The 15,643-nt window shown below is 62.8% G+C and carries 13 protein-coding genes; 10 read left to right on the plus strand and 3 right to left on the minus strand.

All coding sequences use genetic code 11. The annotated features are described in order from the left end of the window. Positions 1-209: 209 nt before the first annotated feature. Both BLS08_RS18970 and BLS08_RS26830 read right to left on the minus strand, forming a co-directional pair. Entirely contained in the window at positions 210-1,979 is a 1,770-nt protein-coding gene (locus BLS08_RS18970) for a cold-shock protein (RefSeq protein WP_082469372.1), read from the minus strand. Between the two features lie 100 nt (positions 1,980-2,079). Then, positions 2,080-2,382 carry a WYL domain-containing protein gene (locus BLS08_RS26830; protein ID WP_082469371.1) on the minus strand — a complete coding sequence of 101 codons (303 nt, stop codon included), beginning with the start codon at positions 2,380-2,382 and terminating at the stop codon, positions 2,080-2,082. A gap of 675 nt (positions 2,383-3,057) precedes the next feature. On the opposite strand from BLS08_RS26830, the gene chrA reads away from it, so the two are divergent. The 7 genes from chrA to BLS08_RS19015 all read left to right on the plus strand — a co-directional run bounded on the left by chrA (position 3,058) and on the right by BLS08_RS19015 (position 12,591). After that, positions 3,058-4,392, plus strand: coding sequence for a chromate efflux transporter (gene chrA / locus BLS08_RS18985; RefSeq protein WP_055985306.1), 1,335 nt, complete (start codon positions 3,058-3,060; stop codon positions 4,390-4,392). Positions 4,393-4,699: 307 nt separating this feature from the next. Continuing rightward, positions 4,700-4,789, plus strand: coding sequence for a hypothetical protein (locus BLS08_RS18990; protein ID WP_021490657.1), 90 nt, complete (start codon positions 4,700-4,702; stop codon positions 4,787-4,789). Positions 4,790-4,799: 10 nt separating this feature from the next. After that, complete coding sequence (kdpA, locus tag BLS08_RS18995) at positions 4,800-6,488, plus strand: potassium-transporting ATPase subunit KdpA (RefSeq protein ID WP_055985303.1); 1,689 nt, start codon at positions 4,800-4,802, stop codon at positions 6,486-6,488. Positions 6,489-6,501: 13 nt separating this feature from the next. Beyond that, positions 6,502-8,559: a potassium-transporting ATPase subunit KdpB gene (kdpB, locus tag BLS08_RS19000; RefSeq protein ID WP_055985300.1), complete on the plus strand. Its 2,058-nt coding sequence runs from the start codon at positions 6,502-6,504 to the stop codon at positions 8,557-8,559. 120 nt (positions 8,560-8,679) lie between these two features. Further along, positions 8,680-9,237, plus strand: a complete 558-nt coding sequence (gene kdpC / locus BLS08_RS19005; RefSeq protein WP_017676009.1) for a potassium-transporting ATPase subunit KdpC — start codon at positions 8,680-8,682, stop codon at positions 9,235-9,237. 10 nt (positions 9,238-9,247) lie between these two features. After that, a complete protein-coding gene (locus BLS08_RS19010) occupies positions 9,248-11,899 on the plus strand; it encodes a sensor histidine kinase (RefSeq protein WP_021490653.1) in 2,652 nt (883 codons plus the stop codon). After that, complete coding sequence (locus BLS08_RS19015; RefSeq protein WP_021490652.1) at positions 11,899-12,591, plus strand: response regulator; 693 nt, start codon at positions 11,899-11,901, stop codon at positions 12,589-12,591. The genes BLS08_RS19010 and BLS08_RS19015 overlap by 1 nt, the downstream gene beginning before the upstream one ends. On the opposite strand, the gene BLS08_RS19020 is transcribed toward BLS08_RS19015, so the two are convergent. Further along, positions 12,588-13,043, minus strand: coding sequence for a GNAT family N-acetyltransferase (locus BLS08_RS19020; protein ID WP_017676006.1), 456 nt, complete (start codon positions 13,041-13,043; stop codon positions 12,588-12,590). The two genes, BLS08_RS19015 and BLS08_RS19020, sit on opposite strands and share 4 nt — an antisense overlap. A 117-nt stretch (positions 13,044-13,160) precedes the next feature. Between BLS08_RS19020 and BLS08_RS19025 the strand changes: the two genes are divergently transcribed. From BLS08_RS19025 to BLS08_RS19035, 3 genes are all read left to right on the plus strand, one after another. Then, positions 13,161-13,799, plus strand: a complete 639-nt coding sequence (locus BLS08_RS19025; RefSeq protein WP_003464457.1) for a peroxiredoxin — start codon at positions 13,161-13,163, stop codon at positions 13,797-13,799. A 158-nt stretch (positions 13,800-13,957) separates the two neighbouring features. Next, positions 13,958-14,551: an NADPH-dependent FMN reductase gene (gene ssuE / locus BLS08_RS19030; protein ID WP_003464452.1), complete on the plus strand. Its 594-nt coding sequence runs from the start codon at positions 13,958-13,960 to the stop codon at positions 14,549-14,551. Positions 14,552-14,634: 83 nt separating this feature from the next. Next, the gene (locus BLS08_RS19035; protein WP_003464450.1) at positions 14,635-15,600 is read left to right on the plus strand and encodes a sulfonate ABC transporter substrate-binding protein; all 966 of its coding nucleotides are present in this window, start codon (positions 14,635-14,637) and stop codon (positions 15,598-15,600) included. Positions 15,601-15,643 lie beyond the last annotated feature (43 nt).

Below are 15,643 nucleotides of genomic sequence, written 5' to 3' on the forward strand. Positions count from 1 at the left end.
TCGCAGCTCTCGCGGCATCCATGCCGCTCAACCTCTTCCGCGACGATTCCGCTCACCCTCCTGAAGGGGCTACTCGCGCGCATGATGCATCGGCGTTCTTATCCTAGGGTGCGCCATGCGCACCGAATTTTTTATGCTCTGTTGGTTGCAAGTGCAGTAAATAAATCTGTCCTCTTTGGGGCACTGCCTGGACTCCTTGCTATTAGGAGCTAAAGTATCTGCAATGCTTTAAATAACCCCCTATGAACAACGACCCTTTCATTATAATTTAATCTTGCTTCTCTGTTTTGATAGCGAAAAACATAACGTCCTCCGCGAGGGCTGTTTCCGATGACGCTGAATAGGAAAAGAATTTGTAGAACAAATTTTACGTTTCGCTCTTGGATGAATCCTTGTTCTACACGCTGTTGATATGCCTGCTCGAATTCCGGGATGGAAAAATTCCATTTTCTTAACTGTGAAATTGTGTCAAAGGTGTTGGAGATGTCAGGTAAGATAGCAAATAATTCATCAGTTAATTCTTGTCTCAAGTAGTTTGAGAAAGCTTTGTCGACGTATCTCACAACGGTTGGTCCAATCTGGACGTTTGATTCTATTGCATGCTGTGCGCAATTTTGGAGGTAAAGGACAAAGTCTCGTGGGCGTATTAAAGTACTTCGACAGATGAATTCAAAAGTGGATATCTTGCTTTTTTGTCTGTTCGATCCTACGCCAATTCGGCGCGCTCCAAATACTCGACCCCAAGCTGCATCAAATGGGAGAATGTTCTTGCAGTCTTGGTCAATTGCCCTTGATATACGAAAAGCAATGAGGCGTTTGATTTTTTCTACATCCCAGTTTAGGTCGACCCTGAAATCTCCCCATTTGTTTTTGTCAGAGTCCTTTACTAGGTCGTATATGTCGTCACGCAGGAACACAATCGGCAGGATTTTGGCGCCTCCTCCACCAAAAATACTCCTAATGTCTTGGACTGCTTTGAAAAGACTTGTTATTAATGCTGTGTATTGTTCGAACTGTTCTTCTGCAACAATGTCTCTGTAGTCTTCATCAAGTTCGTCAAAGAGGATGTAGTATTTGCTTTCGCTAACATGATTTAGCAATAGATCTTCTAGGTAGTCTACGTTCTTTATCCAGTTGGTTGGCTCGTGAGTGTCTTCGCTTCTGGTTATCTTTAATGATAATCCAAAAAGCGAAAAGCCAAAGTCTTTGCTTACCCAGCGCCCTATCCTACGGCTCAGTGGTGCCTTGTCATCATATATTTTAGATAGCTGCTCCCTGATTTCTAAATCAACGGAATTGTCTTTTAGCATCAGTCTGCAAATTGAGCTGTATATTAGGTATTTCCAGATGGTAATAAATTGATTTGGTTTGGTGTATTTTGCATTTTTATGGTCGTATAGCTCATTGAATGGGAAGTTTTTAAAGCTGAGCTTTTCAGAAAATACATCATGGCTCGATAACGCACTAAAGTGCTCGCATATGGCTGTTTTTCCTGAACCCTTTCTGCCGATTACGAAACATTTTTCTCCTTGGGAGATTTGATCTACTTCCCTGACATGCCAAAAATATCGAGTGTTGTCTTCGCTTTTTGCTTCCCTTTTCCAGCGAGATATTTCAGAAAGTAATGCGTTGTTGACTGCGTCTGTGTCTAATTCTTCTATTTCTTCGGATTCTAAGGTTTCATCAGTTATTTGCTCTGAGTCTTGGAGTTGCTCATGGCTGTTGTTGTATGGAACTCTTGATGAGCCGTTATCTTTCAGTGGGGGGTAGTGAGGAGGCGCTATTAATTTCGCATTGACTGCTTGTCTTTTCTTTTCGCTGGTATCTATTTCGAACTCTACTTGGCATCCAGCGCTGAGCTCCAAAGGATTTGTAGCGTGAGTGATATGTAAAAATATATCTGAAGAGTCGTCAGGTATTTTAATGAACCCGTACGCTTTTTTGTTTAGCCAACCTTTAAAAATTCCTTGAGTGCTCATTTGGGCTTTCCTGTATGTTTGCGTAAAGGTTCTTTGAAAACGAGGTGGTTACGGTTTTATGGTGGCGCTTTCTAGAAAGTGCTTCAAGTTTTAGTAATAACTAACTGTCAACAATAATTATTTTGCGATCCCAGGAACTGTGTCTGCCTGAAGGGAAAGACCTGCGGCCTGAGAATTTCCGAGTTGTGATACTTAGGTTAGTGATCCGATCTAATTCAAATCGACGCCATTCGGGCAGTGGGCCTCCGGATCTGCTGGAACCACCTATTTGGTAACCAAGCAATTGGAGAGAGCCCCCGTTTACACCTAGTATATGAGGCTCCACATGGCGAGAGTGCCCGCCGTAGTTAAAAGTCACTACAGATTTTTCACGGATGGCACGTTCAATAATTTGCTGATTCATAAAAGTTCCTTCTTTGTCTAGTGTTTCCTAACGATTAATTAGGAGACATAAAGCAGCATTCCCTGCGAAACCTGTTACACAACCTTCTTGTCGTCCCGCAGACCCTTGTTTCGCTTGGTGGTGGCCGCAGTACCAAGGTAGAAAACAACAGTAATGGCAACAAGCCTAATCCGCTGGATCGCATCACCAGCAGAACCAAGCCAGAACCTAGTCCATCCATCGGCACACTGTCCATGTTCCGTTGGCAAAATGCCATGCCAGTGGTTTGCCGTTGGAGAAACGGCGATCCAGACCTTCCCAAACCCACCCACAAATTCTGTGAACACCACTGTGGATAACCTTTGCAAAAAGCGCTTCGCGCCTAGCATCCAAGCGGGTCACGGCAGGCCGTTCAATTTTTGTCCAATGACGTTGTACTGGCGTTATCGCCAGGCGGAATATCGCTTTTAATCAATCACTTGGCTCGGGTTTTCAACTGCTGAGCTGGGCGGGGGCGTGTTGCCGGGTGTCGTGCACAAAATCTGGGGAAAGTGCTGTGGATAAGATGCGGGAAAACTCTTCCAGCCCAGGTGGGGTAAGGGCTGCCTGGAGCTGGTGATTTTTCGTTCGGGGTCACGCGGTTGTCATGTTTCGCAGCTATAGTGGCCGGTCGATTTCAGTTGCTGGAGCCCTTCGATGTCCGAGTCCCCCGAGCGTCCCGCCCCGGTCAGTTTGCTGCAGGCGTTCTGGTTCTGGCTGAAGCTGGGGTTGATCAGCTTCGGCGGGCCGGCCGGGCAGATTTCAATCATGCATCAGGAGTTGGTGGAGAAGCGCCGCTGGTTGTCCGAGCGGCGCTTTCTGCATGCGCTGAACTACTGCATGTTGCTGCCCGGGCCGGAGGCGCAGCAGTTGGCGACTTATATCGGCTGGTTGATGCACCGCACCTGGGGCGGGGTGATCGCCGGGGCGCTGTTCGTGCTGCCGTCGCTGTTGATCCTGATCGCGCTGTCCTGGGTCTATCTTGTGTTCGGCGATGTGCCGCTGGTGGCGGGGATCTTCTATGGCATCAAGCCGGCGGTGACGGCCATCGTGCTGCAGGCGGCCTGGCGCATCGGCGGTCGGGTGTTGAAGAACATCTGGCTGTGGGCCATCGCGGCGGCGGCCTTCGTGGCCATCTTCGCCCTGCAGCTGCCGTTCCCGCTGATCGTGCTGGGCGCCGCGCTGGTGGGCTACATCGGTGGGCGACTGGCGCCGCAGCACTTCGCGGTCGGTGGTGGCCATGGCGAGAAGGTCGGGGCGCATGCGCCGGCATTGATCGATGACGAGACGCGCCTGGCGCACACGCACCTTCGCTCCAGCCGCCTGGCGCTGATCCTGCTGGTCGGCGCGCTGCTCTGGCTGTTGCCGATGGGCCTGCTAACCCTGGCGTTCGGCTGGCAGGGCACACTGACGCAGATGGGCTGGTTCTTCACCAAGGCGGCGTTGCTGACCTTCGGCGGCGCCTATGCGGTATTGCCCTATGTGTATCAGGGCGCAGTGGGTCACTACGGCTGGCTGACGCCGACGCAGATGATCGATGGCCTGGCGCTGGGTGAAACCACGCCGGGGCCGCTGATCATGGTGGTGGCTTTCGTCGCCTTCGTTGGTGCCTTTGGCCAGCCGGTGTTCGGTGGCGATTCGGCCTTCGCCAGTGGCGCGTTGGCGGCGGTGCTGGTCACCTGGTTCACCTTTCTGCCGTCGTTTCTGTTCATCCTCGCCGGCGGGCCGCTGGTGGAGTCGACCCACGGTCAGTTGAAGTTCACAGCGCCGCTGACCGGGATCACCGCTGCGGTGGTCGGGGTGATCCTCAACCTGGCGCTGTTCTTCGGTTATCACGTGCTCTGGCCAGAGGGCTTCGCCGGTACGTTCGATTGGGTGTCGGCGTTGATTACCCTCGGTGCGGGCGTGGCGTTGCTGGGCTTCAAGCGTGGGGTGATTGAGACGCTGGTGGCCTGTGCACTGGTGGGCTTGGCGGTTCGGTTGTTGGGTTGAGTGGTTGGGCTTGCGAGCGCTTGGTGGGTTACGCGGCGCTTGAGGTGGGTGCGCGGCTGTTTGAGCGGTGTTTTGCGCCGCTAACCCACCCTACGGGAGCGCGCTGCCAGGGCTTTTGTGGGAGGGGCTTTAGCCGCGACAGCCGCTAGGCCTGGACAAGTCGCCGCTGAAGCGCCTTCCACAGGGCTGATCCCACTGCATCAATACGATTTCTTTACGCCCCGGCGGCGGGGTGCCAATCGAATTTTTACGGCCAGCCTTTCGACAATGCTCGCGAGCGGATTCCCCGCATCGTGGAGCTTTGCACATGAACGCAATCGATGGTGTGTCGCTGATCCTGGTGGTCGGCCTCTTCGCCTACCTGCTGTCGGCGCTGCTGACCGCCGGGCGTGGTTGAGGAGACGGCCATGCACGACTACGACTGGCTGCTGCTGGCGGCCTTCCTCCTGCTGGTGCTGGCACCGGCACCTTTTCTCGGGCGCTACTTCTACCGCGTGATGGAGGGCCAGCGCACCTGGCTCAGCCCGTTGCTGCAGCCGGTGGAGCGCCTGTGCTACCGCGTGGCCGGCGTCGACCCGGAGCGTGAGCAGAGCTGGCGCGGCTACGCCCTGGCGCTGCTGGCCTTCACCCTGGTCTGCCTGCTGGCGCTGATGAGCATTCTGTTGCTACAGGGCGCCTTGCCGCTCAACCCGCAGCAGCTCGCCGGACTGAGCCTGCCACTGGCGTTCAACACGGCGGTGAGCTTCGTCACCAATACCAACTGGCAGGCCTACAGCGGCGAGGCGCAGCTCAGTTACTTCAGTCAGATGATTGGGCTCGGTGTGCAGAACTTCGTCAGCCCGGCGGTGGGTTTGGCGGTGTTGGTGGTGCTGTGCCGTGGCTTGGCGCGGCAGTCCAACGACTGCCTGGGCAATTTCTGGGTGGATATCACCCGCGCCGTGCTCTACGGCCTGTTGCCGCTGTGCCTGGTGCTGGCTGTGCTGCTGGTGTGGCAGGGCGTGCCGCAGAACTTCAGCGACTACGTCTCGGCCACCACCCTGCAGGGCAGCGAGCAGACCCTGCCGATGGGGCCGGCGGCCAGCCAGATCGCCATCAAGCAACTGGGCACCAACGGCGGCGGCTTCTTCGGCGTCAACTCGGCGCATCCATTCGAGAACCCCACGGCGCTGAGCAACCTGCTGGAGCTGGCGTCGATCCTGCTGATCCCGGCGGCGCTGGTGTTCACCTTCGGCCATTACGTGCGTGACCTGCGCCAGAGCCGGGCGATCCTGGCCAGCATGCTGCTGCTGTTCGTCATCGGCCTGGGTGTTTGCGCCTGGGCGGAGTTGCAGCCGAACCCGGCGCTGGCGGGGCTGCCCATCGAGCAGGTCGGCTCGTTGGAGGGCAAGGAGGCGCGCTTCGGCAGCTTCGCCTCGGTGCTCTGGGCCACGGCCACCACGGCGGCGTCCAACGGCTCGGTGAACGCCATGCACGACAGCTTCAGCGCCCTCGGCGGCCTGGTACCGCTGGTCAACATGCTGCTTGGTGAGATTATTTTCGGCGGCGTCGGCGCGGGCCTCTACGGCATGCTGCTGTTCGTGCTGATCGCAGTGTTCCTCGCCGGCCTGATGATCGGCCGCACGCCGGCTTATCTGGGCAAGAAGCTGGAAGCTCGTGAGGTACGGCTGATGGTTGCCACGCTGCTGGTGATGCCGGTCGGCGTGCTGGTGTTCGGCGCCCTGGCGGTGAGTTTCACCGGCCCTGCGGCCTCCATCGGCAACCCCGGCCCGCATGGCTTCAGCCAGGCGCTGTATGCCTACGGCTCGGCCACCGGCAACAACGGCTCGGCTTTCGCCGGCTTCACCGCCGACACCCCCTACCACAACCTGATGCTCGGCCTGGCCATGCTGCTCGGGCGCTTCGGCTACATCCTGCCGGTGCTGGCGATTGCCGGCAGCCTGGCGGCCAAGCGCGCCGCGCCGCAGGGGCAGAACAGCTTCCCCACCCATGGGCCGCTGTTCGTCGTGCTGCTGACGTTGACCATCCTCCTGGTGGGTGGCCTGACCTTCATGCCGGCGCTGGCCCTGGGCCCGCTGGCCGAACACCTGGCGTTCTGAAGGAGAAACCGTGATGAATGCCCCCGTAACGGCGCAACGCAGCGCCCAATCGTCCAGCAGCCAGCCGCAGACCGGCCTCGGCGCGCTGTGGCGCCCGGCCCTCAAGCAGGCCTTCGTCAAGCTCGACCCACGGCAACTGGTGCGCTCGCCGGTGATGCTGGTGGTGGAGCTGACGGCGCTGGTCACCAGCGTGCTGTGCTTCGTCCCCAACCCAGCGGTGAGCACCGCCCTGGGCGTGCAGATCGCCCTGTGGCTGTGGTTCACCGTGCTCTTCGCCAACTTCGCCGAGGCCCTGGCCGAGGGCCGTGGCAAGGCCCGCGCCGACAGCCTGAAGTCCGGCAGCCAGGGGCTGATGGCGCGCAAGCAGGTCGGCGAGCAGTTCCAGTCCGTCCCGGCCAGCAGCCTGCGCAAGGGCGACGTGGTGCGGGTCGAGGCCGGTGAATTGATCCCCGGTGACGGCGAGGTGATCGAAGGCGTCGCGGCGGTCAACGAGGCGGCGATTACTGGCGAGTCCGCACCGGTGATCCGCGAGTCCGGCGGCGACCGCTCGGCGGTGACCGGCAACACCCGACTGGTGTCGGACTGGCTGCTGGTGCGCATCAGCGCCAACCCCGGCGAGTCCACCCTCGACCGCATGATCGCTCTGGTCGAAGGCGCGCGCCGGCAGAAGACGCCCAACGAGGTGGCTCTGGATATCCTGCTGATCGGCCTGACCCTGATCTTCCTGCTGGTGGTGGCCACGCTGCAGCCGTTCGCCCGTTTTGCCGGTGGCGATCTGCCGCTTATCTACCTGGCGGCGCTGCTGGTGACGCTGATCCCCACCACCATCGGCGGCTTGCTCTCGGCCATCGGCATCGCCGGCATGGATCGCCTGGTGCGCCTCAACGTCATCGCCAAGTCCGGCCGCGCCGTGGAGGCGGCGGGCGACGTGCACACCCTGCTGCTGGACAAGACCGGCACCATCACCTTTGGCAACCGCCGCTGCAGCGCCATGGTCAAGGCGCCGGGCGTCACCACGCTGGAGCTGGCCGAGGCGGCGCTGCTGGCCTCGCAGGGCGACGACACGCCCGAGGGCAAGTCCATCGTCGAGTACCTGGCAGCGCTGCACCCGATGGAGGTGCCCGAGCGTAGCGGCATGACGCTGATCGCCTTCAGCGCCGAGACGCGCCTGTCCGGTGCTGATGTGGGTGGCGTGGCTTATCGCAAAGGCGCAGTGGACGCCGTGCTGGCCTACCTCGGCCTGGGCCGTAGTGATCTGCCGGCGCCCCTGGCGCGCGAGGTGGAGAAGATCGCCCAGAGTGGCGGCACGCCGCTGCTGGTGGCCGGGGACGGGCGCCTGCTCGGCGCCATCCACCTCAAAGATGTGGTCAAGCCAGACATCCGAGAGCGCTTCGCCGAGTTGCGCGCCCTGGGTATCCGCACCGTCATGGTCACCGGCGACAACCCGCTGACCGCCGCCGCCATCGCCGCCGAGGCCGGTGTCGACGACGTGATTGCCGAGGCCACGCCGGAGAAGAAGCTCTCGCGCATCCGCGCCGAGCAGGCCGAAGGCAAGCTGGTGGCGATGTGCGGCGACGGCGCCAACGACGCCCCGGCGCTGGCCCAGGCCGACGTCGGCCTGGCGATGAACGACGGCACCCAGGCCGCGCGCGAGGCCGCCAACCTGGTGGATCTGGACAGCGACCCGACCAAGCTGATCGACGTGGTGCAGGTGGGCAAGGAACTGCTGGTGACGCGCGGCGCGCTGACCACCTTCTCGGTGGCCAACGACGTGGCCAAGTACTTCGCCATCCTCCCGGCGTTGTTCGCCGGCATCTACCCGCAGCTTGGCGCGCTCAACCTGATGCAGCTGCACAGCCCGCAAAGCGCGATCCTCTCGGCCATCGTGTTCAACGCCCTGATCATCGTCGCGCTGATCCCGCTGGCGCTGCGCGGCGTGCGCATCCCCGCGCTGGGCGCCGGCCAACTGTTGCGGCGCAACCTGCTGATCTATGGCCTCGGCGGGCTGCTCGCGCCCTTCGTCGGCATCAAGCTGCTCGACCTGCTGCTGGTGGGGTTGGGCTGGGTGTAAGTGCGTTGTTTGAACGTTCTGTAGGAGCGGATTTATCCGCGAAATGGCTGGCAAGCAGGCAAGGCCATCGCGAATGAATTCGCTCCTACACAAGCAAAGAATCGATATCGGAGATTCATCATGCTCAACTCTATCCGCCCCGCCATCGCCACCCTGGTGCTGATGACCCTGCTCACCGGCGTGGCTTACCCGCTGGCGGTCACCGGCGTGGCCCAGGTGGCCTTCCCCGATCAGGCCGCCGGCAGTCTGGTGCGTGACGACGCCGGCCAGGTACGCGGCAGCCGCCTGATCGCCCAGTCCTTCGACGGCGATCAATGGTTCCAGCCGCGCCCCTCGGCAGGTAGCTACGCCACCGTGGCCAGCGGCGCCAGCAACCTGTCGGCCGGCAATCCGAAGCTGTTTGCCCGCATCGAGCAGGCCAGCGCCGGCCTTGCAGGTGACACGCCAGTGCCGATGCAACTGGTGACCACCTCGGGCAGCGGCCTCGACCCACAGCTGTCGCCCGAAGCCGCCGCCTGGCAGATTCCGCGCATCGCCCAGGCCCGTGGCCTGGCCGAGGCCGAGCTGCTGCGCCTGGTCGAGGCATACACCGAGCGCCCGCTGTTCGGCCCGGCGGTGGTCAATGTGCTGGCTCTGAACCTGGCGCTGGTCGACAATCCATCCACTTCTTCCCAGTGACGAGTGCTCGATGAACGACAGCCTACGCGCCGAAGCGCTGCTCGCCGACCTGCCCCGCGAAGGCCGTGGCCGGCTCAAGGTGTTTCTCGGCGCGGCGCCGGGCGTGGGCAAGACCTACGCCATGCTCCAGGCCGCCCATGCGCAACTGCGCCAGGGCGTGGCGCTGCGCGCCGGGGTGGTGGAAAGCCACGGCCGCAGCGAGACCGAGGCGCTACTGCTGGGCCTGCCGCAACAGCCGCCATTGCGCCTGCCGTATCGCGGCCTGGAGCTGAGCGAGATGGATCTCGATGGCCTGCTCGCCGACCCACCCAAGCTGGCGCTGGTCGACGAGCTGGCGCACAGCAATGCGCCCGGCAGCCGCCACGCCAAGCGCTGGCAGGACGTGCAGGAGCTGCTTGCTGCCGGCATCGACATCTACACCACGGTCAACGTGCAGCACCTGGAAAGCCTCAACGACCGCGTCCGCGATATCACCGGCGTGCAGGTGCGCGAAACCGTGCCCGACTGGGTGCTGCAGGAAGCCGACGAGATCCAGCTGGTCGATCTGCCGCCGCGTGAGCTGCTCGAGCGTCTACGTGACGGCAAGGTGTACATGCCCGAGCAGGCGCGGGCGGCCATCGACGCCTTCTTCTCGCCGACCAACCTCACCGCGCTGCGCGAGCTGGCCATGCAGACTGCTGCCGCGCGGGTCGATGCCGACCTCGACCAACGCTACCGCCAGCTCGGCCAGGCCGCGCCCAGCGTGCTCGGGCGACTGCTGGTGGGAGTGGATGGCGACGGCGAGGCCGAGCGCCTGGTGCGCCATGCCTGCCGGGTCGCCGAGCGGCGTCATCTGCCCTGGTCGGTGGTGCACGTGGACGGCCGCCACGCCATGGACGAGGACCAGCGCGGCCGTCTGCAAGCCGCGCTGCGCCTGGCCGAGCGCCTCGGTGGCGAGGTGGTGACGCTGCACGGCGACTCGGTGGCACGCACGCTGCTCGACCACGCCCGCGAGCGCCGCGCCAGCCTGATCCTGGTCGGCAGCAGCACACGGCGCCTGCGTCGGCGCTGGTTCGGTCGTGGCCTCGGCGAGCGTCTGTTGGCCGCTGGTGCCGGGCTGGAAGTGAGCGTGCTGGATGCGGCGGGTGATCAGCCACGGGCTGGCCGTCGCGCGCGCATCGCCCCGCGCTGGCGCGACTACCTGCTGGCCGCACTGGCGACTGCCTGCGCCACGCTGATCTCCCTCGGCCTGGCGCGGGTGCTGGAGTTGCCGAACATCTCCCTGGTGTTTCTCGCCGCCGTACTGCTGGTGGCGGTGCGCAGCAGCCTGGGCCCGGCGCTGGCGTGCTCGGGGCTGTCGTTCCTGGCCTACAACTTCCTGTTCATTCCGCCGACCCTGACCATGCAGATCCAGCGTCAGGAGGACGTGCTGACCCTGCTGTTCTTCCTGCTCATGGCCGGGCTGACTGGCAACCTGGCCAGCCGCCAGCGGCGCCAGGTGCAGGCGCTGCGTCAGGCGCAGAGTGAAACCACGGCGCTGCTGGAGCTGTCGCGCAAGCTCACCGTCGCCGCCGACCGCCAGGCCGTGCTGGCGGTGGCCGAGCAACAACTGGGCGGCTGGGCCGAGATGCAGCTGACCCTGTTGTCGCGTTCGGCGGATGGCCAGTGGCAGCATGAGGGCGGTCTGCACGCCGAGTTGCCCGATGCTGAGCGCGCCGCCGCCGACTGGGCCTGGCAGCACGAGCAGCCAGCGGGACTTGGCACCGACACCCTGCCCAGCAGCCGCTGGTGGTGGTGGCCGCTGTGCGGCGAGGAGGGGCCGCTACTGTTGATCGGCCTGCAGCGTGTCGACGGCGCGCCGCTGGCGGACGGGCGCCGACGCCTGGTCGCCGCCCTGGGCCAGCCGCTGGCGCAGGCCCTGGCCCGTGCGCAATTGGCCGAGGAGCTGGAGGCGGCGCGCCTGCACGGGCAGACCGAGGAGCTGCGTAGTGCGTTGCTGGCTTCGGTGTCGCACGACCTGCGCACGCCATTGACCGCCATGCGCGGCTCCATCGACAGTCTGCTGGCGTTGGGTGATGCGATCCCCGCGGCGGATCGCAACGAGCTGCTGGAGGGCACCCGCGACGAGGCCGAGCGCCTCGACCGCTATATCCAGAACCTGCTCGACATGACCCGCCTCGGCCATGGCGGGCTCAAGCTGGCGCGCGACTGGGTGGCGCCCAGCGATATCGTCGCCAGCGCCCTGCAACGCCTGCGCGCGGTGCTCGCGCCGTTGCAGGTCGAATGCGTGTTGCCGCCGGAGCCGCCGCTGCTGCGTGTGCATGCGGCGCTGATCGAGCAGGCGCTGGTCAACGTGCTGGAAAACGCCGCGCGCTTCTCGCCGCCCGCTGGCCGCCTGCGCGTGGCGCTGGAGTACGACGCGCAGGAGCTGCGCTTCGTCGTCGCCGATCAGGGCCCTGGCATTCCCGAGGCGGAACGGGCGAAGATCTTCGACATGTTCTATACCGCAGCGCGAGGAGATCGTGGCGGCCAGGGCACGGGCCTGGGCCTGGCGATCTGCCAGGGCATGGTCGGTGCCCATGGCGGCCGCGTCACGGTCGGCGAGGGCCTCGATGGTCGTGGCGCCAGCCTGACCCTGCACCTGCCGCTGACCACGCAACCGCAAGCCGCCGAGGAAGACTGATGAGCCAGGGGCCGAGCATTCTGCTGATCGACGATGAGGCGCAGATTCGCAAGTTCCTGCGCATCGCCCTCAGTGCCCAGGGCTACCGGGTGCTGGAGGCGGCGAACGGCGAAGACGGCCTGGCCCAGGCGGCGCTGCACAACCCCGATCTCGTCGTGCTCGACCTCGGCCTGCCCGACCTCGACGGCCAGCAGGTGCTGCGCGGCCTGCGCGAATGGAGCCAGGTACCGGTGCTGGTGCTTTCGGTGCGTGCCAGCGAGGGTGAGAAGGTGCTGGCGCTGGACGGCGGCGCCAACGACTACGTGACCAAGCCGTTCGGCATCCAGGAATTCCTCGCCCGCGTGCGCGTGCTGCTGCGCCAGGGCCAGGGTCGCGAAGCGCTGCCGGCGAGCATCGTCTGTGGTGCGCTGAGCATCGACCTGGCCTATCGTCGGGTCAGCCTCGACGGCGCCGAAATCGCCCTGACGCCCAAGGAATATGCGGTGCTGGCGCTGCTCGCCCAGTACCTTGGCCGTGTGGTGACCCAGCAGCAACTGCTGCGCGATGTCTGGGGGCCGAGCCACGTCGGTGACAGCCATTATCTGCGCGTGGTGGTCGGCCACCTGCGGCAGAAACTCGGCGACGACCCGGCCGCGCCGCGCTACCTGATCACCGAGGCCGGTGTGGGTTATCGCCTGCGCGAGCCCGCCTAAAGTACCAAGGCTAGGCGCAAACGATCTCGATGCTGCAGGCCGTTCTCGAACAGCGGCTCGGGGTAGTGCTGCGGGAAATAATCCGGCTCAACCGCCACCACGCGAAAACCGGCGCGCTGGTAGAAGGTCAGCTGGTGACCGAATGTGCCGGTGCCCAGCTCCAGGCGCTGCGCCCCGAGCTGCCGGGCCTGGTCGATGGCGTGACGTAGCAGCAGGGCGCCGATACCCTGACCCTGGTGTTCGGGCGCCACGGCGATGTTCATCAGTTCCCAGGTATCGGCGGTCATGGCCTTGATCACGTAGACGCCGATGATCGCGTCGTCCAGGCATGCGACCACGCAATGACCCTCCTGCAGATAGCGGGCGATGACGCTGGGGCTGGGGTCGGCCTCCAGCAGCAGCGCCATCGGTACCTGTTCGCTGGGAACCTTGTGCAGGCTTGGGGTGGACATGACGAACCTTCCTCGAATAACTTTTTGGTTATAAATAAATCATTATTTATTCTTTTTATTTCGATTGGTTCCTGAGCATAGTGAGCGCCACGCAAGCTACTGCCAAGGAGCACGATCATGACCATCCGTCTGGGCGACATCGCCCCTGACTTCGAACAGGATTCCAGCGAAGGCCGCATTCGATTCCACGAGTGGCTGGGCGACAGCTGGGGCATCCTCTTCTCCCACCCGGCTGACTTCACGCCGGTGTGCACCACCGAACTGGGCTTCACCGCCAAGCTCAAGGATGAGTTCGCCAAGCGTGGCGTCAAGGCCATCGCCCTGTCGGTCGACCCGGTGGATTCGCACATCAAATGGATCGATGACATCAACGAGACGCAGAACACCGCGGTCAACTTCCCGATCATCGCCGATGCCGACCGCAAGGTGTCCGACCTCTACGACCTGATCCACCCGAACGCCAACGACACCCTGACCGTGCGTTCGCTGTTCGTCATCGACCCGAACAAAAAGGTGCGCCTGACCATCACCTATCCGGCTAGTACCGGGCGCAACTTCAATGAAATCCTGCGCGTCGTCGATTCGCTGCAACTGACCGACAACTACAAGGTGGCCACGCCGGCCAACTGGCAGGACGGTGAAGAGGTGGTGATCGTGCCGTCGTTGAAGGACGAGGCCGAGATCGCCGAGCGCTTCCCGAAAGGCTATCGCGCGGTCAAACCCTATCTGCGCCTGACGCCGCAGCCGAACCGCTAAGGAGCGATCTGCTGCGCGTCGGCCTTACTGCGTTAAAACCGGGCTCGGACTGCTCATTTGCAGCTCGTAAAGTCGAGCGCGACTCCGACCTCTCCTCGTACGGTTTTGCCTTGTATGGCTCTAGCTCGCGAGATCGCAAGAACGTTTAAGGAATCACCATGCATGTCGTGTTGCTCTCCGGCAGCCCTGCGGTGCGTTCGCGCACCGAGGTACTGCTGGATTACGTCCGCCAGCGCCTGGAGGCGCAGCAGGTGGAAGTCAGCCTGCTGCGGGTGCGGGATTTCCCCGCCGAGGACCTGCTGCATGCCCGCTTCGACAGCCCGGCGGTGCAGCAGTTGCAGGCTGTGGTGGCCAGCGCCGATGGCCTGGTGGTCGGTACGCCGGTGTACAAGGCGTCGTTCACCGGTGCCTTGAAGGTGCTGCTGGATCTGCTGCCCGAGCGCGCCCTGGCGCACAAGGTGGTGCTGCCCCTGGCCAGTGGTGGCAGCCCGGCGCATCTGCTGGCTGTGGACTACGCGCTCAAGCCGGTGCTGGCCGCGCTGAAGGCGCAGGAAATGCTCTCCGGCGTGTTCGCCGTAGACAAGCAGATCGCCTACCCGGAAGGGGACAGGCCCGCGCAGATCGACGACGAGTTGCGCGAACGTCTCGATGAGGCTCTGGAACAACTGGGCGCAGCCCTGGCGCGACGGCCGAAGCCGATCGACCCGAACCTGCTCAACGACCGGCTGGTGAACGCCCGCTGGAGTATCTGATCCATCTGTAACACCCCGCCTTACTCGCCCGCCAACGGGCAAGCAGGTAGCCAACCAAGACATCACAGCAAAGGGAGAGCGCCATGCGCACCATTACTTTGCGTCGAAGCCTGGTCGCCCTGTTTGCCGCGGCCATTTCCTTCGGCGCCATCACTCATGCACAAGCCGAGACATTGCGTATCGGCTATCAGAAATACGGCACCCTGGTGCTGCTCAAGGCCAAGGGCACCCTGGAAAAACGCTTGGCCGAGCAGGGCGTGGAGGTCAAGTGGACGGAGTTCCCGGGCGGTCCGCAACTGCTCGAGGGTCTCAACGTCGGCTCCGTGGATTTCGGTGTCACCGGTGAAACCCCACCGGTGTTCGCTCAGGCAGCTGGCGCTGACCTGCTCTACGTCGCCCATGAGCCGCCGGCCCCAACCGGCGAGGCGATCCTCGTGCCGAAAGATTCGCCGATCAAATCGGTGGCCGAACTCAAGGGCAAGAAGGTCGCCCTGAACAAGGGCTCCAACGTGCATTACCTGCTGGTGCGCGCGCTGGAAGACGCCGGCCTCAAGTACGGCGACATCACCCCGGTCTACCTGCCGCCCGCCGATGCCCGCGCCGCCTTCGAGCGTGGCAGCGTCGATGCCTGGGTGATCTGGGACCCGTTCCAGTCCGCCGCCGAGAAGCAATTGCAGGCCCGCACCCTGCGTGACGGTAGCGGTCTGGTGGACAACCACCAGTTCTACCTGGCGACCCGCACCTATGCCGAGAAGAACCCGCAGGTGGTCGGCACGCTGGTCGAGGAAATCCGCGGCGTCGGCGAGTGGGTCAAGGGCAACCTCGACGAAGCCACCAGCCAGGTCGCGCCGCTGATCGGCCTGTCCCCGGAAATCACCCGCCAGGCCGTCGAGCGCCAGGGTTACGGCGCGCAGTTCATCAGCCCGGAGGTGGTCGAGGCGCAGCAGAAGATCGCCGATACCTTCACTGAGCTGAAGCTGATCCCCAAGCAGCTGACCATCAAGGACGTGATCTGGAATCCGCCGGCCAAGGTCGCGCAGAACCAGTAACCCGTAGCCCGGATGCAATCCGGGGCAGCCACACGGTATTTCC

The organism is Ectopseudomonas chengduensis (assembly GCF_900102635.1).
GTDB classification, from domain to species: domain Bacteria; phylum Pseudomonadota; class Gammaproteobacteria; order Pseudomonadales; family Pseudomonadaceae; genus Aquipseudomonas; species Aquipseudomonas chengduensis.